The organism is Mycobacterium sp. (assembly GCF_035640695.1).
Classification (GTDB): domain Bacteria; phylum Actinomycetota; class Actinomycetes; order Mycobacteriales; family Mycobacteriaceae; genus Mycobacterium.
Genome location: NZ_DASQVQ010000098.1, coordinates 21,196 through 46,834 on the forward strand (window position 1 = coordinate 21,196; position 25,639 = coordinate 46,834).

27 protein-coding genes and 1 pseudogene are annotated in these 25,639 nt (G+C 67.3%); 4 read left to right on the forward strand and 24 right to left on the reverse strand.

Annotation, left to right across the window (positions count from 1 at the left end):
* Positions 1-31 precede the first annotated feature (31 nt).
* Both VE759_RS11675 and VE759_RS11680 read left to right on the forward strand, forming a co-directional pair.
* Entirely contained in the window at positions 32-631 is a 600-nt protein-coding gene (locus tag VE759_RS11675) for a TetR/AcrR family transcriptional regulator (RefSeq protein WP_324932075.1), read from the forward strand.
* 7 nt (positions 632-638) lie between these two features.
* Positions 639-1,337, forward strand: a complete 699-nt coding sequence (locus tag VE759_RS11680) for a PIG-L family deacetylase (protein WP_324932078.1) — start codon at positions 639-641, stop codon at positions 1,335-1,337.
* Between the two features lie 18 nt (positions 1,338-1,355).
* On the opposite strand, the gene VE759_RS11685 is transcribed toward VE759_RS11680, so the two are convergent.
* Positions 1,356-2,078 carry a Crp/Fnr family transcriptional regulator gene (locus VE759_RS11685; protein ID WP_324932146.1) on the reverse strand — a complete coding sequence of 241 codons (723 nt, stop codon included), beginning with the start codon at positions 2,076-2,078 and terminating at the stop codon, positions 1,356-1,358.
* A gap of 277 nt (positions 2,079-2,355) precedes the next feature.
* Here VE759_RS11685 and VE759_RS11690 point away from each other — a divergent pair, with 277 nt between their 5' ends.
* Entirely contained in the window at positions 2,356-2,811 is a 456-nt protein-coding gene (locus VE759_RS11690; RefSeq protein ID WP_324932080.1) for a hypothetical protein, read from the forward strand.
* A 10-nt stretch (positions 2,812-2,821) separates the two neighbouring features.
* Here the strand turns inward: VE759_RS11690 and nuoN are convergent, their stop codons facing one another.
* The 23 genes and pseudogenes from nuoN to VE759_RS11805 all read right to left on the reverse strand — a co-directional run bounded on the left by nuoN (position 2,822) and on the right by VE759_RS11805 (position 24,929).
* Positions 2,822-4,387, reverse strand: a complete 1,566-nt coding sequence (gene nuoN, locus VE759_RS11695) for an NADH-quinone oxidoreductase subunit NuoN (protein ID WP_324932082.1) — start codon at positions 4,385-4,387, stop codon at positions 2,822-2,824.
* Complete coding sequence (locus VE759_RS11700; RefSeq protein ID WP_324932083.1) at positions 4,384-5,976, reverse strand: NADH-quinone oxidoreductase subunit M; 1,593 nt, start codon at positions 5,974-5,976, stop codon at positions 4,384-4,386. The genes nuoN and VE759_RS11700 overlap by 4 nt, the downstream gene beginning before the upstream one ends.
* Entirely contained in the window at positions 5,973-7,853 is a 1,881-nt protein-coding gene (gene nuoL, locus VE759_RS11705; protein WP_324932085.1) for an NADH-quinone oxidoreductase subunit L, read from the reverse strand. The genes VE759_RS11700 and nuoL overlap by 4 nt, the downstream gene beginning before the upstream one ends.
* Before the next feature lie 2 nt (positions 7,854-7,855).
* Positions 7,856-8,155 (reverse strand): NADH-quinone oxidoreductase subunit NuoK, encoded by a 300-nt coding sequence (gene nuoK, locus VE759_RS11710; protein WP_324932087.1) that lies wholly within the window; start codon positions 8,153-8,155, stop codon positions 7,856-7,858.
* Positions 8,152-8,913, reverse strand: a complete 762-nt coding sequence (locus VE759_RS11715; protein ID WP_324932090.1) for an NADH-quinone oxidoreductase subunit J — start codon at positions 8,911-8,913, stop codon at positions 8,152-8,154. The genes nuoK and VE759_RS11715 overlap by 4 nt, the downstream gene beginning before the upstream one ends.
* Positions 8,910-9,437 (reverse strand): NADH-quinone oxidoreductase subunit NuoI, encoded by a 528-nt coding sequence (gene nuoI, locus VE759_RS11720; protein ID WP_324932093.1) that lies wholly within the window; start codon positions 9,435-9,437, stop codon positions 8,910-8,912. Before nuoI ends, VE759_RS11715 begins: the two co-directional genes overlap by 4 nt.
* Positions 9,430-10,695, reverse strand: a complete 1,266-nt coding sequence (gene nuoH, locus VE759_RS11725; protein WP_324932096.1) for an NADH-quinone oxidoreductase subunit NuoH — start codon at positions 10,693-10,695, stop codon at positions 9,430-9,432. The genes nuoI and nuoH overlap by 8 nt, the downstream gene beginning before the upstream one ends.
* Complete coding sequence (locus VE759_RS11730; RefSeq protein WP_324932099.1) at positions 10,692-13,091, reverse strand: NADH-quinone oxidoreductase subunit G; 2,400 nt, start codon at positions 13,089-13,091, stop codon at positions 10,692-10,694. Before VE759_RS11730 ends, nuoH begins: the two co-directional genes overlap by 4 nt.
* Positions 13,088-14,398, reverse strand: a complete 1,311-nt coding sequence (gene nuoF, locus VE759_RS11735; protein WP_324932102.1) for an NADH-quinone oxidoreductase subunit NuoF — start codon at positions 14,396-14,398, stop codon at positions 13,088-13,090. The genes VE759_RS11730 and nuoF overlap by 4 nt, the downstream gene beginning before the upstream one ends.
* Before the next feature lies 1 nt (position 14,399).
* Positions 14,400-15,173, reverse strand: coding sequence for an NADH-quinone oxidoreductase subunit NuoE (gene nuoE / locus VE759_RS11740; protein ID WP_324932105.1), 774 nt, complete (start codon positions 15,171-15,173; stop codon positions 14,400-14,402).
* Positions 15,170-16,486, reverse strand: a complete 1,317-nt coding sequence (gene nuoD / locus VE759_RS11745; protein WP_324932108.1) for an NADH dehydrogenase (quinone) subunit D — start codon at positions 16,484-16,486, stop codon at positions 15,170-15,172. Before nuoD ends, nuoE begins: the two co-directional genes overlap by 4 nt.
* Complete coding sequence (locus VE759_RS11750) at positions 16,486-17,118, reverse strand: NADH-quinone oxidoreductase subunit C (protein ID WP_324932148.1); 633 nt, start codon at positions 17,116-17,118, stop codon at positions 16,486-16,488. Before VE759_RS11750 ends, nuoD begins: the two co-directional genes overlap by 1 nt.
* Before the next feature lie 53 nt (positions 17,119-17,171).
* Positions 17,172-17,741 carry an NADH-quinone oxidoreductase subunit B family protein gene (locus VE759_RS11755; RefSeq protein WP_324932111.1) on the reverse strand — a complete coding sequence of 190 codons (570 nt, stop codon included), beginning with the start codon at positions 17,739-17,741 and terminating at the stop codon, positions 17,172-17,174.
* A 9-nt stretch (positions 17,742-17,750) separates the two neighbouring features.
* Complete coding sequence (locus tag VE759_RS11760) at positions 17,751-18,128, reverse strand: NADH-quinone oxidoreductase subunit A (protein WP_324932113.1); 378 nt, start codon at positions 18,126-18,128, stop codon at positions 17,751-17,753.
* Between the two features lie 130 nt (positions 18,129-18,258).
* Positions 18,259-18,660, reverse strand: coding sequence for a hypothetical protein (locus VE759_RS11765; RefSeq protein WP_324932115.1), 402 nt, complete (start codon positions 18,658-18,660; stop codon positions 18,259-18,261).
* Positions 18,661-18,676: 16 nt separating this feature from the next.
* Complete coding sequence (locus tag VE759_RS11770) at positions 18,677-19,213, reverse strand: YceI family protein (RefSeq protein WP_324932117.1); 537 nt, start codon at positions 19,211-19,213, stop codon at positions 18,677-18,679.
* Position 19,214: 1 nt separating this feature from the next.
* Entirely contained in the window at positions 19,215-19,631 is a 417-nt protein-coding gene (locus tag VE759_RS11775; RefSeq protein ID WP_414687890.1) for a nuclear transport factor 2 family protein, read from the reverse strand.
* Positions 19,608-19,931, reverse strand: a pseudogene (locus tag VE759_RS11780) (DUF6285 domain-containing protein); the annotation flags it as partial. The gene VE759_RS11775 and the pseudogene VE759_RS11780, both read right to left, overlap by 24 nt.
* Entirely contained in the window at positions 19,928-20,911 is a 984-nt protein-coding gene (locus VE759_RS11785) for a phosphotransferase family protein (protein ID WP_324932118.1), read from the reverse strand. The gene VE759_RS11785 and the pseudogene VE759_RS11780, both read right to left, overlap by 4 nt.
* 29 nt (positions 20,912-20,940) lie before the next feature.
* Positions 20,941-22,182, reverse strand: a complete 1,242-nt coding sequence (locus tag VE759_RS11790) for an acyl-CoA dehydrogenase family protein (RefSeq protein WP_324932120.1) — start codon at positions 22,180-22,182, stop codon at positions 20,941-20,943.
* A gap of 10 nt (positions 22,183-22,192) precedes the next feature.
* Complete coding sequence (locus VE759_RS11795) at positions 22,193-23,101, reverse strand: hydroxymethylglutaryl-CoA lyase (RefSeq protein WP_324932123.1); 909 nt, start codon at positions 23,099-23,101, stop codon at positions 22,193-22,195.
* Positions 23,098-24,309, reverse strand: coding sequence for a CoA transferase (locus VE759_RS11800; protein ID WP_324932125.1), 1,212 nt, complete (start codon positions 24,307-24,309; stop codon positions 23,098-23,100). The genes VE759_RS11795 and VE759_RS11800 overlap by 4 nt, the downstream gene beginning before the upstream one ends.
* Positions 24,310-24,344: 35 nt before the next feature.
* Positions 24,345-24,929, reverse strand: coding sequence for a TetR family transcriptional regulator (locus VE759_RS11805; protein ID WP_324932127.1), 585 nt, complete (start codon positions 24,927-24,929; stop codon positions 24,345-24,347).
* Between the two features lie 84 nt (positions 24,930-25,013).
* Between VE759_RS11805 and VE759_RS11810 the strand changes: the two genes are divergently transcribed.
* A partial coding sequence (locus VE759_RS11810) for a carboxymuconolactone decarboxylase family protein (protein WP_324932130.1) occupies positions 25,014-25,639 on the forward strand: 626 nt, incomplete at its 3' end.

Genomic DNA, 25,639 nt, shown 5'->3' on the forward strand with positions numbered 1-25,639 from the left:
CTTGACTAATTACGATACTCTAGGTAGCGATATGAAACCAGACTCGTCACTGGATGGCAAGGCCCCCGGAGTGGGACGCCCACGCGATCCGCGAATCGATGCGTCCATTCTGCAGTCGACCGCGGAACTGCTTGTCCAGACAGGATATTCAAACCTGACCATGGCTGCGATTGCCACCCGGGCCGGGACCACCAAGACGGCGCTGTACCGGCGGTGGACGAGCAAGGCCGAGCTCGTGCACGAGGCCGCGTTTCCGGCCACGCCGACCGCGCTGGAGACGCCGCCGGGCGACATCGCCGCCGACATCCGCGCGATGATCGCGGCATCCCGCGACGTGTTCGTGAGTCCGGTGGTGCGAGCGGCGCTGCCCGGCCTGGTCGCCGACGCCTCGGATCCCTCGCTGAACGCCCGGGTGCGGGCACGGTTCCAGGGCGTCTTCGACGCGTTGCGGACACGCCTGCGCGACGGCGTCGAACGCGGGGAGGTCTATCCGGACATCGAACCGGACCGGTTGATCGAGGTCATCGGCGGTTGCACGATGATGCGGCTGTTACTGCGTCCCGACGAGGAGCTCGACGAAACGTGGGTCGACCAGACGGCCGCGATCGTGATCCACGGCGTGGCGAAGTAGGCACCGGATGACCGTGCGTGCTTTCCCGTCCGATTGGCATTCGGCCGTGGTGTTCATGCCGCATCCAGACGACCCCGAGTACGGGATGTCGGCGGCGGTGGCGAAATGGACGTCCGCGGGCCGGACGGTGCGCTACGTGTTCGCGTGCCGGGGCGAGGCGGGTATCGAGGGGATGGCGCCGGACGAGACCGCTCGCGTGCGCGAAGCCGAGCAGCGGCGCGCCGCGGCGATCGTCGGGGTGCACGACGTCGACTTCTGGGACGTCCCGGATAGCAACATCCGCGACACGGCCGAACTGCGCGCCAGGATCGCCGGCACCATCACCGCGCTGAAACCCGATGTGGTGGTGACGATTTACGGCGGCCCGCAGTGGGCGCCGGAGGCACCGAACCAGCGCGACCACATGGAGTTTTCGGCGGCAACCTTGGCGGCATACGACCAGCTGAGCGATCCGCCGCGCTGGTTGTTCTCCAGCGGGCCGGGCGGCACGTACCTCGAAAGCGTGGACGGATTCGTCGATGTCGCGATCGAATCACTTGCCGCGCATGACAAGTACCTGTCCGTGATCGACCCCGAAACGCCGGTAATCGAGCAGGCCCGCAGGCAGGTGGGTCGGGTCACGCCGGCGCGACCGGATTTCGGGGGCCACCGCGTCGTCGAGTTCATCCTGGAGCGCAGCACGGGTTCGACAGCGGCGGGTGGTTAGGTCCCGGCGGCCGTCGATTCAGCGCCCACGGCGAGCCAGCCGCTCGGGTTCCCGTATCAATATGCTCTTGCCTTCCAACGTTATCCAGCCACGCTGCGCGAACTCCGACAGCGCCTTGTTGACCGTTTCACGGGATGACCCCACGAGTTGAGCAATCTCTTCCTGTGTGAGGTCATGAGTGACCCGCAGATGCCTGCCGTCTTGGCGGCCGAACTGTTGGCTCAGGTGCAGCAGCTGCTTGGCGACTCGACCCGGTACGTCGGTGAAGATCAGGTCGACGACGTGGTCGTTCGTCCGCCGCAGCCGTCGAGCCAGCACGCGCAGCAACTGCTCGGCGATCTGGGGACGGTCGCTGATCCAGGTCCGCAGCGCGTCGCGGTCCATGGCGGCCAAGCAAACCGTGGTGATTGCGGTTGCCGTGGCGGTGCGGGGGCCGGGATCGAACATCGACAAGGCGCCGAACATGTCCGAGGGGCCCATGACGGCTAGCAGCTTTTCCCGACCGTCAGGCGAACGCCGGCCGATTTTCACCTTGCCGGTGACGATGATGTAGAGCCGATCTCCCGGCTCGCCTTGGCTGTAGATCGTCTGCCCGCGGGAAAACTCCACCAGCCGCAGTTCTCGAGTCAGCGCCACCGCGGCACCTTCGTCAACGCCCTGCAGGATGCCCGCGCGAGCTAACACGCGCTCAGCTTGCTGGTTGGCGGGCCAGTTCTGCCGCCTTGCGCGGATATCGTCCATGTTGTCCCCGACGTTGATGAAGGCGCCCATAGCGGCGATGAAGATGACGAGCCGCCAGAACAGCGCGGGCGCGGGCAGCCGGGCCACGAACTTGCTGGCACTGCTGCGCCGCGAACAGCCCGGCCGGGCCTGCTAGATGTAGCACATCCGGCCATTAGCCGCCCGCCGTTTCGGCAAATTGTCATCCGCTCACGGGAGAGGCCCTTGACTACTACTCAGCGTAGTAGTAAATCTGGTGGTACAGGTCTAACCCGCGCTTAAGGGACGGTGATCCGTCATGACCGATCAGATCAAGCCACCACTAGACCCGCGGGATCGCTTCTTGTGCTGGGCCGCAATCGCATTTGGCCTGGGGTTCGCGGTACATGGTCTGGACCATCTGCACCGGGGCATGTCGGCGTCACCCATTCTCATCGTGGTCGGCGGCGGTGTGCAGGGCCTGTTCGTCGCGACCGCGATCGTGATGGTGCTGATGCGTCGGACCCGTGCACCACTGGCGGCGATCGCCGTCGGGTTCGGCAGCGCCCTGGTGTTCACCTACGCGCACCTGTTGCCGACCGTGTGGTCGGGCTACCAGGACAGCTTTGTTTCATTGCCGCACACCAACGTGACTTGGTTCTCGTGGCTCAGCGCCGTGGCCGAGATCGGCACCGGCATCGTTTTCGCGTTCGCTGGCATCCAGGCGGCCAGGGCACGATCGACACGTCGGGCTGCGGCATTGGCGCACCGGTGATCACGTGTCATCAGCGCACGAACTGCGCCGCGCTGTCGGCCAGACCCAGCAGCGGCTGCGGGATGATGCCCAGCACGATCGTCACCGCGGCTGTGACCGCGATCGCCGCCTTGCTCAGCGAGCCGGGCACGACGATCCGCGGCGGGTCGGCCGGCGCTTCGGTGAAGAACATCAGCACGATCACGCGCACATAGAAATACGCAGCGACCCCGCTGGCCACCACGCCGACGATCACCAGCGGCACCGCGCCGCCCTGGGCGGCGGCGTTGAACACCGCGAATTTGCTGACGAAGCCGCTCGTCAACGGAATCCCGGCGAAGGCCAACAGGAACATCGAAAACATCGCGCCGACCAGCGGTCGGTCCCGGCCGAGGCCGGCCCACCGCGACATGTCGGTGTCCTCGTCGCCGGCGTCGTTGCGCACCAGCCAGACCACGGCGAATGCGCCGAGCGTGCTGAAGCCGTAGGCGAAGAGGTAGAACATTGTCGACGACAACCCGGCCTTGTTCGCGGCGATCACGCCGGTCAGGATGAATCCGGCGTGGGCGATCGACGAGTACGCCAGCATTCGCTTGACGTCGGTCTGCGTGACCGCGGTGACCGTGCCGACCGCCATCGTGAGGATCGCGATCGCCCACAGCACCGGCCGCCAATCCACCGCGAGGCCCGGCAGCGCCACATAGAAGATCCGCAGCATCGCGCCGAAGGCCGCGATCTTCGTCGCCGCCGCCATGAACCCGGTGATCGGGGTCGGCGCGCCCTGGTACACGTCGGGAATCCAGGAATGGAACGGCACCGCGCCGATTTTGAACAGCACACCCACCGTCACCAGCGCCGCGCCGATCAACGCCAAGGACGTATCGCCGCCGGCGGTCACCCGGTCACCGATGCCCGACAGCGTCAGCGTGCCGGCGTAGCCGTACAGCAGTGCGATGCCGAACAAGAAAAACGCCGACGAGAACGCGCCCAGCAGAAAGTACTTCACCGCCGCCTCTTGCGATTGCAGACGGCGCCGCCGCGCCAGCCCGCACATCAAATACAACGGCAGCGAAAGCACTTCCAGCGCAACGAACATGGTCAGCAGGTCGTCGGACGCCGGGAACAGCAGCATGCCGCCGACCGCCAGCATCGTCAGTGGAAACACCTCGGTCTGCACGATGCCCACCCTGGCCGCCTGTTTTTCGACGACGCTGCCCGGAATAGTCGACGCCTGCGGGGTGAACGCGTCGAGACCGCCTCGCCCACCGACTGTTTCGCTGACCATCGACCGCTCGCCGATCAGCGCGACCGCCAGGATCGACACCAGCAGCAGCGTGCCCTGCAGGAACAGCGCCGGGCCGTCGATGGCGACGGCCCCGGACACCGCGCTGTGGCCGGGGCCGTCTAGATGGAAAGCCAGTATCACCACTGCCACAAACGCGGCGAGCAGACTCCCGAGGCTTAGCACGAGCTGTGCCGTGTACCGGCTGGCCCGCGGCAGGAACGCCTCGAAAATCACGCCGACCACCGCGGCGCCGAACACGATCAGCATCGGCGACAGTGCGCCGTATTCGACGCTGGGTGCGAGAACGCTCATTTCGCCACCACCTTCGGCGTCGGGTCGTGCTGTCCGATGGTTGTCATGGTGTGGCTGACGGCCGGATTGATGATGTCGAGCACCGGCTTCGGATACACGCCGAGCACCACCAGCAGCGCGATGAGCGGCGCGACCACCACCAGCTCCCGGCCCACCAGGTCACGGATTCGTTCGTTGCCGTCCTTCACCGGCCCGGTCATCATTCGCTGATACATCCACAGCACGTAGATGGCCGACAGCACCAGTGCGGTGACCGCGAATACGGCGGCCAGCTGATATCGCGTGAAAGTACCGATCAGAACCAAGAATTCGCTGACGAACGGCGCCAGCCCAGGTAGCGACAACGTGGCCAACCCCGCGACCAGGAAGGTGCCCGCCAGCACCGGGGCCACCTTCTGCACGCCGCCGAACGCCGCGATTGCCCGCGTTCCGCGCCGCGACGTCAGGAAGCCCGCGATCAGGAACAGCGCCGCGGTGGAGATGCCGTGATTGACCATGTACAGCGTGGAGCCGGCCTGTCCCTGGCTGGTCATCACGAAAATGCCCAGGATGATGAACCCGAAGTGCGAGATCGACGTGTAGGCGATCAGCCGCATCACGTCGGTCTGGCCGATGGCCACCACCGCGCCGTACACGATTCCGACCACCGCGAGCGTGATGACCAGCGGGGCAAAGGTCTTCGACGCACCAGGGAACAGCTGCAGGCAGTAACGCAGCATGCCGAACGTGCCGACCTTGTCCATCACCGCCATCATCAGCACCGCGGTGGCCGGCGTGGCCTCCACTGCGGCGTCGGGAAGCCAGCGATGGAATGGCCACAGCGGCGCCTTGATTGCGAACGCGAACATGAACCCGAGGAACAGCGCGTTGAGCACCGCGGGGGCGACGCCGAGTTGCCCCGTCGACGCGAGCGTGACGATCCGGCGGAAGTCGAACGTGCCGGCACCGTGCCGGGCCGTCACCACGTACAGGCCGATAACCGCGGCCAGCATGATCAGCCCGCCGAACAGGTTGTACAGCAGGAACTTCACCGCCGCTTTCGGAGCCGCGTTGGCGGCGACATCGGATTTCGGAGCCGCGTTGGCGGCGACATCGGAACCTATCCGGTTTCCGCCATACCCGCCGATGAGGAAGTACATCGGGATCAGCATGGCCTCGAAGAACACGTAGAACAGCAGGACGTCAAGTGCGACAAGCGAAACCAGCACCATCGCCTCGACGGCAAGGGTTAACGCCACGTAGGTGTGCACGGCGCGGCTGCGGTCGCCACCGTCGTTCCAGCCGGCGACGATCAAAAGCGGCACCAGCACCGCGGTCAGCAGCACCAGCGCCAGCGCGATGCCGTCCAGCCCGAGCGTGTAGCCGGTGCCGAAAGCCGGTATCCACGGATGGGATTCGACGAACTGGTACGGCGCGCCGCCGGGTTGGAACAAAACGGCCAAGATCACCGCGACGACCAGCACCGCGACCGACACCACCAGCGCGACCCATTTGGCCAATGCGCGCTGCGCCGGCGGCAGCAGCATGATCACGATCGTCCCGGCCACCGGCAGCAGCCAAAGGATGGAAAGCCACGGAACGGTGTTCATCGCAGGCTCACCACCAGGATCGCGGCGATCACCAACGCGGCGCCGGCGAACATCGACAACGCATAGGAGCGGGCGAAGCCGGTCTGCACCCGGCGCAGACCCGCGGACGTGCGGCCCACCAGCGTGGCGATTCCGGTGACCGCCCCGTCCACACCCTTGTCGTCGACCTCCACCAGGGCCCGGGTCAATTGCGCGCCGGGGCGCATCAACAGCTCCTCGTTGAGCGCGTCGCCGTAGAGGTCCCTGCGCGCCGCGACGGTCAGTGCCGAACCCGCGGGCACCTCCGCCGGCACCGGACGCGTGGCATACATGCGCCACGCCACCGCGACGCCGGCGGCCACCACCACCAGGATCACGGTGGTGGCCACCCACACCGGCGTCGCATGCGCGGCCTCGCGGGACCCGACGACCGGTTCCAGCCAGTGTTGCAGCGTGCCGCCGGCCGCCAGCAGCCCGCCGGCGGCCACCGAACCCACCGCCAACAGCACCATCGGCCACGTCATGATCCGCGGCGCCTCGTGCGGATGAAGATCGGCACCCCAACGCCTTTCGCCGAAGAACGTCATGAGCATCACCCTGGTCATGTAGAACGCGGTGATGCCCGCGCCGAGCAGCGCGGCCCCGCCAAGCAGGATGCCGCGCGGGCCGCCGTCGCCGAGCGCGGCCTCGATGATGGCGTCCTTTGAGAAGAACCCGGCGAGCGGCGGCACCCCGATGATCGCCAGATAACCCAGGCCGAACGTGGCGAACGTGATCGGCAGCACCGTGCGCAGCCCGCCGTAGCGGCGCATGTTGACCTCGTCGTTCATCGCGTGCATCACCGAGCCGGCGCCGAGGAACAGGCCGGCCTTGAAGAAGCCGTGCGTCAACAGGTGCATGATTGCGAACGCATACCCGGCCGGGCCGAGCCCCGCCGCCAGCACCATGTAGCCGATCTGGCTCATCGTCGACGCGGCCAAGGCCTTCTTGATGTCGTCCTTCGCACAACCGATGATCGCCCCGAACAACAGCGTGACCGCCCCGACGATGACCACGCCCAGTTGGGCGTTGGGTGCGTGGTCGAAGATCGGATTCGATCGCACGATCAGATACACCCCGGCGGTCACCATCGTCGCGGCGTGGATCAGCGCCGACACCGGGGTCGGGCCCTCCATCGCGTCCAAGAGCCAGGACTGCAGCGGCACCTGCGCGGACTTTCCGCACGCGCCCAGCAACAGCAACAGGCCGATCGCGGTCAACACACCCTGACCGGCCGAACCCGCGGCCGAAAACACCCCGCGGAACGAGATCGTGCCGAATGTCGCGAACATCACGAACATCGCCAGCGCCAGCCCCGCGTCGCCGACCCGGTTGACCACGAACGCCTTCTTGGCCGCGGTTGCCGCCGACGGCTTGTGATACCAGAAGCCGATCAGCAGATACGACGCCAGACCCACGCCCTCCCAGCCGACGTAGAGGCCCAGGAAGTTGTCGGCCAGCACCAACAGCAGCATCGCGGTCAGAAACAGGTTCATGTACGCGAAAAAGCGGCGCCGGTCCGGGTCGTCGGCCATGTAGCCGATCGAGTACAGGTGAATCAGCGACCCCACGCCGGTGATCAGCAGCACAAAACACATCGACAGCTGATCCAGCTGTAAGCCGAAGTCGACGTGCAACCCGCCCACCTGCACCCAGCTGAACAGCCGCTCACCCCTCACGCGGTCCGCCCCGTGGCGGCCGAGCATCGCGGCGAACAACGCCACCCCCCAGCCGAACGACGCCAGCGGCAGCGCGCAACCGACAACGTGGCCCCACCGGTCGGTGCGGCGCCCGCCCAGCAGCAGAATCACCGCCCCGGCCGCGGGCAGTACCAGCAGCGGCCAAACCGGATCGGCCATCGTCAGCCCTTCAGCAGGTTGGCGTCGTCGACGGAGGCCGAGCGGCGGGCGCGGAAGATCGTCATGATGATCGCCAGCCCCACCACGACTTCACACGCGGCGACCACCATCGTGAAGAACGCCACCACCTGCCCGTCCAGGTTGCCGTGCATCCGGGCGAACGTGACGAACGCCAAATTGCAGGCGTTCAGCATCAACTCCACGCACATGAACATCACGATGGCGTTGCGGCGCAACAACACTCCCGCCGCGCCGATCGTGAACAACAGCGCAGCCAAATACAGGTAATTCGCCGGATTCATGCGTCCTCACCCGAGCCGTCGGTCGAACCATCCATCGATCGCCGCGTGAGCACCTTCGACACCGACGCCTCGGCATACGAGCCGTCGGGCAGCATGGCGGGCACGTCCACGGCGTTGTGCCGGGCGTAGACGCCCGGGCTGGGCAGCGGGGTGGCGCGCCGGCCGGTGCGGAAACGCTCCTGGACAAGTTCACGCTGAGACTTTCGGCGGTCGAACCGCTCCCGGTGCGCCAGCACCATCGCGCCGATCGCCGCGGTCACCAGCAGCGCGCTGGTGATCTCGAACGCCCACAGGTAGCGGGTGAAGATCAACGCCGCCAGCCCCTGCACGTTGCCCGCGGCGTTGGCCGCCGAAAGCCCGGCGAACCCGCCGGCCGCCACATTGCCGACTCCGGCGATCAGCAACACCCCGAACCCCAATCCGGCCACCAGCGCCGCAATGCGTTGCCCCCGAATGGTTTCCACCAGCGACTCCGCGGAGTCCACCCCGATGAGCATCAGCACGAACAAGAACAGCATCATCACCGCGCCGGTGTAGACCACCACCTGCACCACACCCAGGAACAGCGCGTCCTGGGCGATGTAGAACACCGCCAGTATGATCATCGTCATCGCCAGGAAAATCGCCGAATACACCGCCTTCGACGCCGTCACCATGCCCAGCGCGCCGATCACCGCGATCGCGCCGAGGACCCAGAACAGCACGGCCTCACCGGTGGAGGTGCGGGTAATCGCATCGGCGAGCACAGCGGTCGTCATGGTGTCGTCTCCGGCACCGCGCCGGTGATGTTGCCGCGGTAGTAGTCCTCGTCGGTGGCGCCCGGGGCCATCGGGTGTGGCGGCGCGGTCATGCCGGGTTGCAGCGGAGCGAGCAGCTTGTCCTTGCCGTAGATCAAATCGGCGCGGTTGTCGTCGGCCATCTCGTAATCGTTGGTCATCGTCAACGCTCGCGTCGGACACGCCTCGATGCACAGCCCACACCCGATGCAGCGCAAGTAGTTGATCTGATACACCCGCCCGTAGCGTTCCCCGGGCGAATAACGTTCCTCCTCGGTGTTGTCCGCGCCCTCGACGTAGATCGCATCGGCCGGGCACGCCCACGCGCACAGCTCGCAGCCGATGCACTTCTCCAGTCCGTCCGGATACCGGTTGAGCTGATGACGGCCGTGATACCGCGGCGCGACCGGCCCCGGCTTCTCCGGATACCCCTCCGTCACCGGCTTTTTGAACATCGTCGCCAAGGTCACGCCGAAACCGGCGATCGATGAGAAGAATTTACGCATTGCTGCCCTCCTGTGCGGGTCCTACCGGGCCGCCGACCGGGCTGCGTGGCGACGACTGAGTCGGCAGCGGCGGAACCGGGTATTCGGAATACCCCGCCGAAACGGTCGCGTCGGGCCCTGACGGCGCTGCAACGGCCTTGGCGCGGAACGCATTCAACAGCGACCACACCAGCGCGACCGCGACGACGAGGCCCGCGGCGATGAGTGTGACCGCCCACGCGTGATAGCCCTCGGCGCGCAGCGTGCGGATCACCGCGACGACCATCACCCATATCAGCGACGTCGGGATCAGCACCTTCCAGCCCAGTGCCATGAATTGGTCGTAGCGGAACCGGGGCAGCGACGCGCGCAGCCAGATGAAAACGAACAGACCCGTCCACACCTTGGCGACAAACCAGATCAGCGGCCACCAGCCGTGGTTGGCGCCGTCCCAGATGTTGATCGGCCACGGCGCGTGCCATCCGCCCAGGAACAACGTGGTGGCCAACGCCGAGACGGTGGTCATGTTGACGTACTCGGCGAGCATGAACATCGCGAACTTCAGCGACGAGTACTCGGTGTGAAAGCCACCGACCAACTCACCCTCGGCCTCCGGCAAATCGAATGGTGCCCGGTTGGTTTCACCGACCATCGAGGTGACGTAGATCAAAAACGACGGCAGCAGCAGGAACACATACCAGGTGCGGTCCTGGGCGGCCACGATGCCCGAGGTCGACATCGTCCCGGCGTAGAGGAACACCGCCGCGAACGACAGCGCCATCGCGATCTCATAGGAGATCACCTGCGCGGTCGAACGCAGCCCACCCAGCAGCGGATAGGTCGACCCGGAAGCCCAGCCCGCCAGCACGATGCCGTACACGCCGACCGACGTGACCGCCAGGATGTAGAGCACCGCCACCGGCAGGTCGGTCAACTGCAACATCGTTCGATGGCCGAACACCGACACCTCGGGTCCGAACGGGATCACCGCGAACGCCATGATCGCCGGGATCACCGAGATGATCGGCGCCAAAAGGTAGATCGGCCGGTCCACGCCGGCGGGGATGATGCCTTCCTTCAGCCCGAGTTTCACCCCGTCGGCCAGGCTCTGCAGCAGCCCGTTGGGCCCCACCCGATTGGGGCCGATCCGCATCTGCATGCGCGCCAGGACGCGGCGCTCGACCAGGATCGCCGCCAGCACCGTCAGTAGCAGGAACACGAAGATCAGGATGGCCTTGGCGGCGACCAGCCACCACGGATCGTGCCCGAACCCGATCATGACCGCGCTCCGATCCGCACGATCTCGCCCGGCCCGGCGGCCAGCTGCTCATACACCTGCGAGCCAGGCGAATTCAGCGGCAGCCACACCACCCGATCCGGCATCTCGGTGACCGCCAACGGCAGTGTGACCGCACCGCGGTCGGTGCTCACCGTCACCAGATCACCGTCAGCGGCGCCGATTTCGGCGGCCGTCGCCGACGACAACCGCGCCACCGCGGTGCGTGCGGTGCCCGCCAGATAGGGTTCGCCGTCCTGCAACCGGCCGCAGTCCAGCAGCATCCGCCACCCCGCCAAGATCGCCGCACCGGCTTCCGGCCGCGGCACCTCCGCGGCGGCGACCCGCGGTGTGGCGGGCCGCTTTCCGTCCCACGCGCCCAGTCGCGCCATCTCGTCGCGGGCCGCGCCGGCGTCCGGCAGACCGAGGTCCACACCCATCTCGTCGGCCAGCGCGTCAAGCACCCGCAGATCCGGCAGCGCGCCGGTGTCGCGCAACGCGATTCCGAACGTGCGTTGCCGGCCCTCCCAATTCAACAACGTGCCGGACTTCTCGGCGACCGGCGCGACCGGGAACACCACGTCGGCGCGCTCGGTCACCTCGCTGTGCCGCAACTCCAAACTCACCACAAATGGTGCCGAATCCAGCGCGCGCCGAACGGCTTGCGGGTCGGGCAGGTCGACCGGATCGACAGCGCCGACCAACAGCGCACCCAGGGTGCCGTCGCCGGCCGCCGCGACAATCCCCGCGGTGTCGCGCCCCTCGTCAGAAGGCAACTCGCTGACGTGCCATGACCTCGCCACCTGCGACCGGGACTCGGCGTCGGCCAACGGCCGGCCGCCGGGCAGCAGGGCCGGCAACGCGCCGGCTTCCAGCGCGCCGCGTTCACCGGCGCGCCGCGGCACCCACGCGAGCCGGGCGCCGGTGCCGTCCGCGAGCCGGGCCGCCGCCGACAGCCCACCCGCAACGGCCGCCAGCCTTTCGCCGACCATGATGACCGCGCCCGGCTGGCTGAGCAGTTCGCCAACGCCGCCACTGTGCAGCCCGTCGAGGACCGCCGGCTCGTCGCCCGGGGCCGCCCGCAGCAGCCGGCCCGACATCTTGTCCAGCCCACGGGTCTCGAACGGCGCGACCGCATAGATCGGCACCCTGTTCTTGCGGGCCGCCTTGCGCAGCCGCAGGAAAACGATCGGCGATTCCTCTTCGGGTTCGAACCCGACCAGCAGCACCACCGGCGCCGATTCCAGATCGCCGTAGCTCACCGTCATCGGCTGCCCGGCGACGCGCCCGGACAAAAAATCCGCCTCCTCGGCGGAATGGGCCCGAGCACGGAAGTCGATGTCGTTGCTGCCCAACGCGATTCGCGCAAACTTCGCGTACGCGTAGGCGTCTTCTACCGTCGCGCGCCCGCCGACCAGCACCCCGACCCCGCCGTGGGCGGCGGTCAGCCCGCGCGCGGCCGCCGCCAGGGCGGCCGACCACGACGCAGGCACCAGATTGCCGTCGTCGTCGCGCACCAGGGGAGAGGTGATCCGGTCGGGAGCGGTGGCGTAAGTGAACGCCCACCGGCCCTTGTCGCAGTTCCACTCCTCATTGACCTGCGGGTCGTCACCGGCCAGCCGGCGCAACACCTTGCCGCGGCGGTGATCGGTGCGCTGCGCGCACCCGCTGGCGCAGTGCTCACACACGCTGGGCGACGACACCAAGTCGAACGGCCGCGCCCGAAACCGGTACGCGGTACCGGTCAGCGCGCCGACCGGGCAGACCTGCACCGTGTTGCCCGAGAAATACGAATCGAACGGCTCGTTGGCGTAGATGCCGACCTGTTGCAGGGCGCCGCGCTCGAGCAGCTCGATGAACGGATCGCCGGCGATCTGCGTGGAAAACCGGGTGCAGCGCGCGCACAACACGCACCGCTCCCGATCCAGCAGCACCTGCGAGGAGATCGAAATCGGCTTGGGGAACGTGCGTTTGACATCGTCGAACCGCGACTCCGCGCGCCCGTCCGACATGGCCTGGTTCTGCAGCGGGCACTCACCGCCCTTGTCGCACACCGGGCAATCCAGCGGGTGGTTGATCAGCAGCAGCTCCATCACGCCCTTCTGGGCCTTCTCGGCGGCCGCCGACGTGAACTGCGTGCGCACCACCATGTCGTCGGTCGCCGTGGTGGTGCACGACGCCATCGGCTTGCGCTGGCCCTCCACCTCGACCAGGCACTGCCGGCACGCCCCAACGGGTTCCAGCAGCGGATGGTCGCAGAACCGGGGGATCTCGATGCCGATCAACTCGGCCGCGCGGATCACCAGCGTGCCCTTGGGCACCGTGACCTTGGTGTCGTCGATCGTCAACGTCACCATGTCGACACCGGCCGCTTCCTTCGCGCCCTCGGCCAACGTCATACCACAACCCCCTGGTCCAGCATCGAGTCCCGCGGGTCGAACGGGCAGCCGCCGGTCTGCAGATGCGCCAGGTACTCGTCGCGGAAGTACTTGATCGAGGACATGATTGGGCTGGCCGCGCCGTCGCCGAGTGCGCAGAACGACTTGCCCAGGATGATGTCGGAGATGTCGAGCAGCTTGTCGATGTCCTCGGTGCTGGCCTGCCCGCTCTCCAGACGCTGGAGGATCTGGGTCAGCCAGTACGTGCCTTCCCGGCACGGGGTGCACTTGCCGCACGACTCGTGTTCGTAGAACTGGTTCCAGCGCAGCACCGCCCGCACCACGCACGTGGTGTCGTCGAAGATCTGCAGCGCCTTGGTGCCCAGCATCGACCCGGCGCCGCTGACGCCCTCGTAATCCAGTGGCACGTCGAGGTGTTCGTCGGTCAGGATCGGTGTCGACGACCCGCCCGGCGTCCAGAACTTCAGCCGATGCCCGTCCCGCACGCCGCCGGCGTAGTCGAGCAGCTCGCGCAGTGTGATGCCCAGCGGCGCTTCGTACTGACCGGGCCGGTTGACGTGCCCGGACAACGAATACAGCGTGAAGCCAGGCGATTTGTCACTGCCCATCGACCGGAACCAGTCAACCCCGTTGCGGACGATCGGTGGCACGCTCGCAATCGACTCGACGTTGTTGACCACCGTCGGGCAGCCGTACAGGCCCGCGACCGCGGGAAACGGTGGGCGCAGCCGAGGTTGGCCGCGGCGGCCCTCGAGCGAATCCAGCAGCGCGGTTTCCTCACCGCAGATGTAGGCCCCGGCGCCGGCGTGCACGATCATCTCCAGGTCGAAGCCGGAGCCGCAGACGTCGCGGCCGAGGTAGCCCGCGGCGTAGGCCTCGGCGACGGCGGCCTGCAGTCGTCGCAGCACCGGAACCACCTCGCCGCGCACATAGATGAACGCGTGGTGGGCCCGGATCGCGTAGGCCGCGATGATCGATCCTTCGATCAGCACGTGCGGGGTGGCCAGCATCAGCGGAATGTCTTTGCATGTGCCGGGCTCGGATTCGTCGGCGTTGACGACCAGATAATGGGGTTTGGCCGCCGCGCCGTCGTCACCCTGCGGAATGAACGACCATTTCATTCCGGTGCCGAATCCCGCGCCGCCGCGCCCGCGCAGTCCGGAGTCCTTCACGGTCTGCAGTACTTCGTCGGGCGCCATCTTCAGGGCCATGCTCAGCGCACGGTAGCCGGCGTGGTCCCGGTAGGTGTCAAGGGTCCATGACTCGGCGTGATCCCAGTACGACGTGAGCACTGGTGCTAGCGGCATGTCACTCGTTCTCCGATGGATCGGTTTGGCGCATCGACGGTTTGGGCGGCACCGCGGCCGGTGCCTGCATTCCCCGCTCGTGCGCCACCCGCAACCCGGCCAGTGTCGCGTCGCCGACCCCACCCTGACCGCCGTCCGGCCGGTCGTCGGGGAATCCGGCCAGGATGCGTTCGGTTTGACGGAATTTGCACAGCGGCAAGCCGCGCGATGGCGTCACCTGTTCACCGGAGCGCAGTGCATCGACGAGTTCGCGTGCGGTTTCGGGGGTTTGGTTGTCGAAGAATTCCCAGTTGACCATCACCACCGGCGCGTAGTCGCAGGCGGCGTTGCACTCCACGTGCTGCAGCGTGATGGTGCCGTCATCGGTGGTTTCGTCGTTGCCGATGCCGAGATGGTCTTTCAGCGCGGCCAATATCGCGTCTCCGCCCATGATCGCGCACAGCGTGTTGGTGCAGACCCCGACCAGGTAGTCGCCCGTGGGCCCGCGCCGATACATCGAGTAGAACGTCGCGACCGCGGCGACTTCGGCACCGGTCAGGCCCAGTTGCTCGGCGACGAATTCCAGGCCGGCCGGGGTGAGGTAGGAGTCTTGGGCCTGCACCAGGTGCAGCAGCGGCAAGATCGCCGACCGCGCTTGGGGATAACGCCCGATGATGTCCTTGGCGTCGGCCTCCAACCCGGCCCGCACCTCGGCCGGATAGGTCTGCGGTGCGCCTTCGACGACGAACTGGCCGGGCTCTTCGGGTCGCGGGCCCAGCGGCAGGAACACGCTCACCGATCGACTCCACCCATGACCGGGTCGATGGACGCGACGGCGGAGATGACGTCGGGGACCATGCCCCCCTCGCACATCGCCGCGACCGACTGCAGGTTGGTGAACGACGGATCGCGGTAGTGCACTCGATACGGGCGGGTGCCGCCGTCGGAGACCATGTGCACGCCGATCTCCCCGCGCGGAGATTCTACGGCGATGTAGACCTGCCCGGCGGGCACCCGAATGCCCTCGGTGACGATTTTGAAGTGGTGGATCAGCGCCTCCATCGAGCTGCCCATGATCCGGGCGATGTGCGCGGGCGAATTGCCCAGCCCGTCGGGGCCCAGCCGCAGGTCGGCCGGCCAGGCAATCTTCTTGTCCTCGACCATGATCGGGCCCGGCTTGAGCTTGTCGAGGCATTGCTCGACGATCTTGAGCGACTCGTGCATCTCCTTGACCCGGATCAAATATCGGCCGTAGGCGTCGCAGCCGGTGTCGGTGATGACGTCGAACTCGTAGTTCTCGTAACCGCAATACGGTTGGGCGCGGCGCAGGTCGTGCGGCAGCCCGGTGGAGCGCAGGATCGGGCCGGTGACGCCCAACGCCATGCAGCCGGTCAGGTCGAGGTAGCCGATGTTCTGGGTGCGGGCCTTCCAGATCGGATTCTCCGAGAGCAGGTTTTCCAAGTCCCGCAATCGCTTCGGCAGGATCTTCAGCAGGTCGCGCACCGCGGGCACGGCGTCGTCGGGAAGATCTTGGGCCAGACCGCCCGGGCGGATGTAGGCGTGATTCATCCGCAGCCCGGTGATCGTCTCGAACACCGACAGGATCAGCTCGCGTTCGCGGAAGCCGAAAAACATCGGGGTCATCGCACCCAGTTCCATCCCGCCGGTGGCCAGCGCCACCAGGTGACTGGAGATGCGATTGAGTTCCATCAGCATCACCCGGATGACGTTGACGCGCTCCGGGATCTGTTCGGTGATGTCGAGCAGTTTCTCCACGCCGAGGCAGTAGGCGGTCTCGTTGAAGAAGGGCGACAGATAGTCCATCCGGGTGACGAACGTCACGCCCTGCACCCAGTTGCGGTATTCCAGGTTCTTCTCGATCCCGGTGTGCAAGTAGCCGATTCCGCAGCGAGCGTCGGTGACGGTCTCACCCTCGATTTCCAGAATCAGCCGCAGCACCCCGTGCGTGGACGGGTGCTGGGGGCCCATGTTCACGACGATGCGCTCACCCTCGGGCACTTCGCTTGCGGCCCGGCTGATCTGGTCCCAATCCGAGCCGCTGACGGTGACCACCGCGCCATCGCCGGACGCGTTGTCCTGGTCGGTCATCAGTTGTAGGCCCTCCGCTCGTCGGGCGGGGGAATCTGGGCGCCCTTGTACTCGACTGGAACACCGCCAAGCGGGTAGTCCTTGCGCTGCGGATGCCCCTCCCAGTCATCGGGCATCTCGATGCGGGTAAGCGACGGGTGACCGTCGAAGATGATCCCGAAGAAGTCGTAGGTCTCCCGCTCGTGCCAGTCGTTGGTCGGATACACCGAAAACAGCGACGGGATATGCGGATCGTCGTCCGGCGCGGCCACTTCCACCCGCACCCGACGGTTGTGGGTGATTGACATCAACGGACACACCGCATGCAGCTCGCGGCCCGAATCGGTCGGATAGTGCACGCCGTTGACTCCCAGGCAGAGCTCGAAACGCAGCTGCGGGTCGTCACGCAAGGCCCTCGCCACCGCGACCAGATGCTCGCGCGCCACATGCAGCGTCAGCTCGTCGCGGAACACCACGACGCCCTCGATCGCGTCGTCGAATGCCACCCCGGCCCGTTCCAGCGCGACCGCCAGCGCGTCGACCACCTCGTCGAAATAGCCGCCGTACGGGCGCGGCGTGGACCGGGGCAACGTGACCTCGCGCACCAGCCGCCCATAGCCGGACGTGTCCGGGGTGTCGGTGATGCCGAACATGCCGCGGCGCACCTCGATCACCTCATCCGCGGGCCGCGCGTCGTGGTCGGCGCTCACCGCGACGCCCTCACCGGAATCGTGGCCGGCATCTGGATGGTCGGAACCGCTTGCAGGGCGGCCTTTTCGGCTTCGGCGACGGCCCGCTCCCGGTCGACACCCAGCGGCATCTGCTGAATCTGGTCGTGCAACTTCAAGATTGCGTACAACAGCATCTCGGGGCGCGGCGGGCAGCCCGGCAGATAGATGTCGACCGGAACGACGTGGTCCACGCCCTGCACCACCGCGTAGTTGTTGAACATGCCGCCCGACGACGCGCACACTCCCATCGCCAAAACCCACTTGGGTTCGACCATCTGGTCATAAATCTGCCGCAGTACCGGGGCCATCTTCTGACTCACCCGCCCGGCGACAATCATCAGATCCGCCTGCCGCGGCGTCGCCGAGAACCGCTCCATGCCGAACCGCGCGATATCGAACCGCGGCGACGCCGTCGACATCATCTCGATCGCGCAACAGGCCAAGCCGAACGTCGCCGGCCACAACGAGTTCTTGCGCATATAGCCGGCCAGGGCCTCCACCGTGCTCAGCAGGAAGCCGCTCGGCAGCTTCTCCTCAAGCCCCACCAGCGTCCCCTAATCCCAATTCAGGCCGCCGCGGCGCCACACGTACGCATAGGCGACGAACACAGTCAGCATGAACAACAGCATCTCCACCAGCGCGAACATCCCCAGCGCGTCGTAGCTGACCGCCCACGGGTAGAGGAACACGATCTCGATGTCGAAGATGATGAACAACATCGCGGTCAGGTAGTACTTGATCGGGAAGCGCTGACCGGTCGGCGCGTGCGGCCCGGTGAACGGTATCTCGGCCGGTTCGATCCCGCATTCGTAGGCCGACAGCTTGGACCGGTTGTAGCGCCTCGGGCCGGCGAGCACCGCCACGCACACCGAAAACACCGCGAATGCGGCGGCTACCCCACCGAGTATCAAGATCGGAATGTAGACGTTCAACCTGCTCCTTGATCGCGTGCGCTTGCTTGCTGAGCACGGTCGCGCGGTGGCCGGGCTGCCGTGACAAGCCCTGGGTCTGGGCCGCCACGTGACCTAATGCACAGCCTAATCAGCAAGGTATGGAACTTGTCTACCGGGCCGGTGTTCGCAGCAGCCCGGTCACCACCTCGGCGAGCCGCATCGGGTCGATCGGATGCGGCACCGCCGCCTCGGCCCTCGACCACTTGGCCAGCCAGGAGTCGTCGCGCCGGCCCGTGAGCACCAGAATTGGGGGCGGGTTGGACACCTCGTCCTTGATTTGCTTGGCGAGTCCCATCCCACCGGTCGGCGTCGCCTCCCCGTCCAGAATCGCCAGGTCGACGTCACCGGCGTCGACATGGCCGGTCACCGCCGGTCCGGTCGCGACGTCGAGATAGCGCAGCTCCGGCAGATCCGGATGCAACCGTTTGCCCAGCGCCAACTTCACTTGTTCCCGCACGTTCACGTCGTCGCTGTAGACCAAGATCCGCAACGGACGCGACTCTTCGGGCATGCGCCAGATGGTACGGCTATCCGGCCGCGCGCCGGAACACCAGGTCAGCCGACACTGTCGCCTTGTCGCGGATCATCCCGACCATGTTCCCCGAAACGCCGAAGTCGTGGCGGTCCACGGTGATCGCGGAGGTGAGTCGCACGGCGCCGTCGTCGAGCACCTCGACCTTGGCCCACAGCGGCAGCGGTTTGGTGGTGCCCTTGACGGTGAGATCGGCCCTCAGATCCATCGTGTCGCCGTCGACGGGCTGTCCGTTGCCGACCACCACGGTGATGTCCGGGTGCCGCTCGACGTCGAAGAACTCGGGCTTGCGCAGATCGTCGTCGCGCTTGCGCAACTTGGTGTCCAGCGACGCTGCCTTGATGTCGAGCCGACCGGAAACCCTGCCGCCCTCGGCGATTTGGCCGCCGCCGCTGAATTCCTTGAAGCGACCCTTGACGGGCAGCAGCCCGTACATCGACACGCCCCTGAACGCGATCGTGGACCGTTCCGGCACCAGCGTCCACACTCCGACGGACGCCGGGCTGCTGAGAAGTGCTGTGACGGTGGACATGTCACCTCCGGGATGTAGGCGCCGTCTGATTGCGCAGCGGCGCGATGGCGGCGGGGTCGAAGTATTCGTCGATCCGGGTGATCAACCCGTCGGCGCCGACCGCGACGATGATCGCGACCCGCACCGAGTACGGCGTGCCGTCGCGCGCGGTGCCGGCAAGCACGTGCTGTTGGACGAACCCGCCGTCGAAATGGTGGCGGGATACCACGTCGTAGTGGCGGTCGGCGGTGGACGACACCAGCCAGTCGATGACCCTCAACGCGCGGGCCTTGTCGCGGATCTTGCCGTCCCCGATGTGCCAGACCACGACGTTATCGGACCACATCGCGGCGACGGTGTCGACGTCGCCGGCCTCGATCGCCGAGAACAGCCGGTCCGCGATCGCGGTGGTCGCGTAGCCGGGGTGTGCCGCGGCCAGTCGGTGCTGCACGAGTGTGCGCAGAAACGTCGTCACCTCTTGCTCGCGGTCGTCGAGTTCGCCGTCGCGGATGGCGGCGGCCAATTCCGCTTCGCCGGCGTAGCCGAGCTTGTCCAGGGCCGCGCCAGGATCGCGCCGCTGGCCGAGCTCACGTTCGACGATGCGCAGCGCGTTGGCGGCCACCCGGGCGTGGAAGTTGACCTGCCCCTCGGTGGCCTGGCGCACATCGGTTTCCAGGAATCCCGCCACCGCGCCGACCAGTTCGGGCGCGCTGGGCCGGCCGTGCATGCTCCAAGTCATGCGACGCTCCTGGTCTCCAGCAGATCCAGGATGTCCCATTCGGTTTCTGCGACCCGGCGCCCGATCGTGGCGAGCTCCACCGATGGGGTCTGGCCGGACAGGTGGCGCTCGGCCTGATAGCGGCAGATCACGCCCCACCGCAGCGTGGCCATCACCAACCACCAGCGAAAGCTCACTCGGTCGACGGTAGTCCCGGCGACCTGCTCGTAGGTCGAAAGGAAGCTTTCGATGCTGCCCAGCCCGCCGGCCCCGCGGGCGGCCGGTGCGCCGAAACGCCAGGCGCGGATGCAGAACCAGGCCAGGTCCTCGTAGATCTCGCCGATGTGCACCAGCTCCCAGTCCAGCACCGCGGCCAGCCGCGCGCCGTCGACGATCAGGTTGCCCATCCGGAAATCGCCATGGACCAGCCGCGGCGGCGACGGGTCCGGGCGGTTGACAGCCAGCCGGCGGAACGCCCATTCGAATGTGGCCGTGGTGTCGGCCATCCCGTCGAGCAGTGCCCGGGTTCTTGCCAGTTCGTCCCGTTGGACCAGGCCCGGCACGTCCGGGTCGGCACGGTGGATGGTGGCCAGCGCGTGCGCGCACTGTCGCAGCAGCCGTGCCCGGCCGTCGTCGTCGATTCCGCGGAGGATCCGGCGGGGGACGGTCTCACCCCCGACCGCGTCGCAGATCAGAAACGGCGCGCCCAACCGTTCTGCCGAATCGGTCGCGACGAGCACGCGCGGAACGGGTGCACCCGCGGCCGCCGCGCGGGCTTGAACCCGGGCCTCCAGCTCCATGCCGGCGCGAGTGTCGTCGGGCGGGCCGGTGCGCAGGATCAGCGGCCGGGCCGCATCCCGGGTGCGGGCGGTGAACGCCAGTGTCGCGCGGCTGGCGCCGCCGCTCAGCGCGACAAGGTGCTCGACGGAAACGTCGGCCCCGAGCATCGGGGCCAGCACCCGCTGCAACCGTTTACTCAGCTCTTCGCGCGAGACGCTCATCGGTGTTCTCGGCTCTTCGCGCGAGACGCTCATCGGCCGCGCCCGAACTTGAACATCCGCTGCGCCACCCGGCGGATCTGGATCTCCTCGGCGCCCTCGGTGATTCGATAGCGGCGGTGGTGGCGGTAGATGTGCTCGAACGGCTCGTGGCGGCTGTACCCGAGGCCGCCGAATACCTGCATCGCCCGGTCGGCGGCCTCACACACCAGCCGGTTCGCCCGGTAGTTGGCCATCGACACCTTGTCGGACACCTCGAGGTGATGGTTGCGGTCCAGATGCCAGGCGGCGTAGTACACCAGCAGCCGCACCATCTGAGCCTCGGTCTGCAGCTCGACTAGCGGCCACTGCACGGCCTGGTTCACCGCCAGCGGCTTGCCGAACACCACCCTCTGCTTGGCGTAGTCAACCGCCCGGTCGATGCAGTACTGACCCGCCCCGAGGCTGCTGGCCGCCTGCCGAATCCTGTTCTCGTGCAGGAAGGTTTGGGCTACTTCCAGGCCGTGGTCGACTTCGCCCAGCACCGCGTCGTCGGGTACCGCGACGTCGTGCAGCTCCACTTCGCCGTGGTCGGTTGGCATGTTGAACGTCCACCAGTAGAACGGCACCTCGAAGCCGGGTGTGTCGGTCGGGACCAGGAAGGCGGTAATGCCCTGGGCCTGACCGGGGTCGCCGGAGGTGCGCGCGAAGATCAGGTCGTGGGTGGCCCGATGCACCCCGGTGTTCCACCGCTTGGCGCCGTTGATGACCCAGCCGTCGCCGTGGCGTTCGGCGCGGGTCTCCAGCCAGGTGGCGTCCGAGCCGTGGCCGGGTTCGGTGAGGCCGAAGGCGAAACTGCGCTCCCCGGTGATCAACGCCTCCGACCAGTCCTTGCGCTGCACGTCGGCGCCGAACCGCTCCATCATGATGACCTGAGGGAAGTTCCCGACGATCGACGACTCGTCCTGCAGATCGTTGTGCAGCCCTAGGCCCTTGGCCGCCAGGTGTTCCCGGATGACGGCCATGTCCAGGTTCGTGCCGTCGCGACCGCCGAGCGAGGACGGCAACCCGTAGCGCAGCCAGCCGGCCGCATCGGCCCGCCGGCGCATTTCACCGAGCAGGTCCTCCCACGCCCGTATCGGAATGCCGCCGCGCTCGAGGTCGGTGCGGGCGAATTCGCGGCGCTGGTCGAAATACTGGATGTTTTCCCGTTCCAGCGGTTTGATCTCGCGGTCGATGAACTCGTCGATCTCGGTCAGCACGCCCGGAAGATGCTCGGGCAGAGTGAAATCCACGCTGATCTCCTTAGTTTGCGTGCAGGCGGTCACCGGCCCGCAGCAACGCACCGGGAAGCTCATGACCGACGACGCGCTGGGCCACCCGGGCCGCGGCGATCGCCGCATCGAGGTCCACGTCGACGTGAACACCGCTGTCGCGCAGCAGATACACCAGATCCTCGGTGGCGATGTTCCCGCTGGCGCCCGGTGCAAACGGGCAGCCGCCCAGCCCACCGACCGACGCGTCGAGCCGGGTCACGCCCGCGGTCACCGCCGCATACGCGCTGGCGAGTCCGGTGCCGCGGGTGTTGTGAAAGTGTGCGCCCAGCGGGATGTCGCCGATCAGCGGGCGGACCTGCGCGATCAGGTCGCCGACCCGTTTCGGCGTGGTGGTGCCGATGGTGTCGGCCAGCGCGAGCCGGTCGGCGCCGTGGTCGCGGGCCACCGCGACGATGTCGAGCACGCGCCGCGGGGGAGTGGGGCCGTCGAACGGGCAGTCCCACGCGGTCGCGATGATGACCTCGACCGCGGCGCCGCTGTCGTGGGCGATCGCGACGACGTCGCCGATCAGCACGGTGGCCTCGGCCGTGCCGCGGCCCACGTTGGCGCGGCTGTGCCCGTCGGCCGCCGAGACCACGTATTCGAGCGACCGCACTCCGGCGGCGATCGCGCGTTTGGTCCCGTTGGGGCTGGCGACCAGCGCGGAGAACTCGATGCCGTCAAATCGGTGCAGCTCGGCGGCCAGTTCCGCGGCGTCGGCCAGCGCCGGCACCTTCGTCGGCGACACGAACGCGGTGGCCTCGGCCTCCCTGACACCCGTGGCGGCGACGGCGCTCAACAGCTCGAGTTTGGCGTCCAGCGGGATCGGCGCTTCGATCTGCAAGCCGTCGCGCAGTGACACCTCGCGGATGTCGACGTGGGCCGGCAGTGTGCTCACAGCACACCCTCCTCTCTCAGCGCGTCGAGTTCGGCCGCGGTCTTGCCCAGCAGCCCGGCATACACGTCGTTGTTGTGTTGCCCGGGCCGGGCCGGGCCGGCGTTGCGCACGCCACCTGGGGTGGCCGACAGTCGCGGCACGATGCCCGGACCGAGCACGCCCCGCCCGATGCGCTCGTCGTAATGCTCGACGATCATCCCGCGGCCCCGCAGCTGCGGGTCCCCGACCACCTCGGCGACCGTATTGATCGGTCCGGCAACCACTCCGGCGTTCGTCAGCACGTCGATGATCTCTTGCGGCTGTTTGCCGGCGGCCCAGTCGCCGATGATCTTGTCCAGCTCGTCCTGATTGCGGCCCCTGGCCAGGTGAGTGGCGAACCGCTCATCGGTGGCGAGCTCCGGACAGCCCATCGCCTGGCACAGCCGGCCGAACAGCGTGTCCTGATTGGCGGCGATCACCAGCCAGCTGCCGTCGGCGGCACGGTAGATGTTGGACGGGGCAATGCGTTCCAGCCGCGTGCCCGACGGCCCGCGCACCACACCGCCGACGTCGTAGTCGGGAATCGTGGATTCCTGGATCGCCAAACAGGATTCGGTGATCGCGGCGTCGACGATCTGGCCTTCCCCGGTGATCGAACGCCGGTACAGCGCCGCCAATGCGCCCTGTGCGGCGAACATGCCGGCCAGCGTATCGCCGAGCGACAGCGCCATCCGCGGGGGCGGCTGGCCGGGGAAGCCGTTGAGGTGGCGCAACCCGCTGACCGCCTCGGCCACCGACGCGTAACCCGGCTTGTGCGCCTCCGGCCCGGTCTGGCCGTAGCCGGACACCCGCACCAAGATGATGCCCGGATTGCGTTCGCGCAGCACGTCATAGCCGAGGTTCCACCTCTCCAGCGTGCCCGGCCGGAAGTTTTCGACGATGACGTCGGAGCGTTCGACGAGATCGAGGAACAGTTCCCGTCCCCGCTCGGCGCGCAGGTCCAGCGTCACCGCCTTCTTGTTGCGCGCGTGCACGGTCCAGAAGAAGTGGTGCCCGTCGTGTTCGGCCTGGCCCCACGTGCGCAGCGGGTCCGGAGTCCCCGGCGGCTCGACCTTGATCACCTCGGCGCCCATGTCGCCGAGCAACCGCCCGGCGAACGGGCCGGCGATCAGCGTGCCGAGCTCGATGACGCGCACCCCGTCCAGCGCGCCGGTGGGTATCTGGTTCATCGCCGTACCAGCATGCCCGATCACGTCAAGGCCAATCAGCGCTTTCGGACAGTGCTGCCGAGGTCCGCGGTCAGGTAGTACTGCAGCACCGGTGCGACAGCAACCACGAGTGTGGCCGTGTCCATCGCCGCGACCGGTGGCAGTTTGACGACGTAGCGGGTCAGCGCCAACCCAAGCAGCTGGCTGCTCAGCAGGGCCGCCCTCATCGGCGCGTCGGCGCCGCCGACGTGGTCGCGCAGGACTTTGGTGACCTGGCTGTCGAAGACTGTGCGCATGCGTTCGGCGGCGTCGGCGTTTGTGGCGGCCGAGCGCAGCAGTAACGTCGTCGCCTCGTCGGAAAGCTCACCCTCCCAACGGGAAAGAAAGTGGCGCGCGAGGGCTTCCCCGAGCCGATTCCTCGGCGTCGCCGACACCTTTTCCAGGTACAGATCGACATCGACGGCGGCCTCGAACAACCCGGCCTTGTTGCCGTAGTAACGCATCACCATCGACGGATCGACGCCGACTTCCGCGGCGACAGCGCGGATCGTCGTCGCGTCATAGCCCTGCTCGCCGAACAGCTTCCTGGCCGCCGACAGGATCGCGTCGCGCGTGGCCGCGGACCGCTCGGTGAAAGCCATACCGGCAGTCTATGCCAACGCTTGTTCGCCAACAAATGTTGGCCTACAATCGTTGGCATAAGCCGGTGCCGCCGAGGAGGGGCAATGAACACGAGGCGGTTGCCGAGCAGTCCGCTCGCCGAACTTGATCCTGAATTCGAAAAGGTGGCGCTCGACACGGGTGGGTTGACTTTCGACCTGACCGGCACAAGCAACCGCGAAAAGCTGTTGCAGAACATCACGCAGGACTTGTGCCGATCACAGCTGGGGCTCGCCTTCCGGATGCATGTCACCGCGGCGAAAATGCACGGCATCGCCTACGCCGACCTGCTTGCTGCGATCCGGTTCATCGCCCCGTATGCCGGCTACCCCGCCGCGGCGGACGCCCTGGCGCGGCTGAAACACGTGGCGACCGAAATCGGGATGGGCACCAGCGATCTCGGTGAGCCGCCGGCAGGTGAGGACAAGCCGTTGCAGAGCCTGGAAGTCGCCGACGACTGGATGACCACCTTCCTGAACTCGCGGATCGCCAGGGCGTGGTCGGAAGATCGGCTCAGCACGCGGGAGAAGGCCATCATTGCCATCACCTGCGACGTCAGCCAACAGACGCTCGGCGAGTCGTTCGGGGTGCACGTGAAGCTTGCGCTGGACGGAGGTATCAGCAAGGACCAGGTGCGCGACGTGGTCCGGTTCTGTGCGGAGCACAGCCTCGCGCGGGCCGTCGCCGCCCT

Coding starts and splice junctions, on each gene's coding strand:
- VE759_RS11675 (WP_324932075.1), top strand. CDS start 32: ATGAAACCAGACTCGTCACTGGATGGCAAGGCCCCCGGAGTGGGACGC.
- VE759_RS11680 (WP_324932078.1), top strand. CDS start 639: ATGACCGTGCGTGCTTTCCCGTCCGATTGGCATTCGGCCGTGGTGTTC.
- VE759_RS11685 (WP_324932146.1), bottom strand. CDS start 2,078: ATGGACGATATCCGCGCAAGGCGGCAGAACTGGCCCGCCAACCAGCAA.
- VE759_RS11690 (WP_324932080.1), top strand. CDS start 2,356: ATGACCGATCAGATCAAGCCACCACTAGACCCGCGGGATCGCTTCTTG.
- nuoN (WP_324932082.1), bottom strand. CDS start 4,387: ATGAGCGTTCTCGCACCCAGCGTCGAATACGGCGCACTGTCGCCGATG.
- VE759_RS11700 (WP_324932083.1), bottom strand. CDS start 5,976: ATGAACACCGTTCCGTGGCTTTCCATCCTTTGGCTGCTGCCGGTGGCC.
- nuoL (WP_324932085.1), bottom strand. CDS start 7,853: ATGGCCGATCCGGTTTGGCCGCTGCTGGTACTGCCCGCGGCCGGGGCG.
- nuoK (WP_324932087.1), bottom strand. CDS start 8,155: ATGAATCCGGCGAATTACCTGTATTTGGCTGCGCTGTTGTTCACGATC.
- VE759_RS11715 (WP_324932090.1), bottom strand. CDS start 8,913: ATGACGACCGCTGTGCTCGCCGATGCGATTACCCGCACCTCCACCGGT.
- nuoI (WP_324932093.1), bottom strand. CDS start 9,437: ATGCGTAAATTCTTCTCATCGATCGCCGGTTTCGGCGTGACCTTGGCG.
- nuoH (WP_324932096.1), bottom strand. CDS start 10,695: ATGATCGGGTTCGGGCACGATCCGTGGTGGCTGGTCGCCGCCAAGGCC.
- VE759_RS11730 (WP_324932099.1), bottom strand. CDS start 13,091: ATGACGTTGGCCGAGGGCGCGAAGGAAGCGGCCGGTGTCGACATGGTG.
- nuoF (WP_324932102.1), bottom strand. CDS start 14,398: ATGCCGCTAGCACCAGTGCTCACGTCGTACTGGGATCACGCCGAGTCA.
- nuoD (WP_324932108.1), bottom strand. CDS start 16,486: ATGACCGACCAGGACAACGCGTCCGGCGATGGCGCGGTGGTCACCGTC.
- VE759_RS11750 (WP_324932148.1), bottom strand. CDS start 17,118: ATGTTCGGCATCACCGACACCCCGGACACGTCCGGCTATGGGCGGCTG.
- VE759_RS11765 (WP_324932115.1), bottom strand. CDS start 18,660: ATGCCCGAAGAGTCGCGTCCGTTGCGGATCTTGGTCTACAGCGACGAC.
- VE759_RS11770 (WP_324932117.1), bottom strand. CDS start 19,213: ATGTCCACCGTCACAGCACTTCTCAGCAGCCCGGCGTCCGTCGGAGTG.
- VE759_RS11785 (WP_324932118.1), bottom strand. CDS start 20,911: ATGAGCGTCTCGCGCGAAGAGCTGAGTAAACGGTTGCAGCGGGTGCTG.
- VE759_RS11800 (WP_324932125.1), bottom strand. CDS start 24,309: ATGAACCAGATACCCACCGGCGCGCTGGACGGGGTGCGCGTCATCGAG.
- VE759_RS11805 (WP_324932127.1), bottom strand. CDS start 24,929: ATGGCTTTCACCGAGCGGTCCGCGGCCACGCGCGACGCGATCCTGTCG.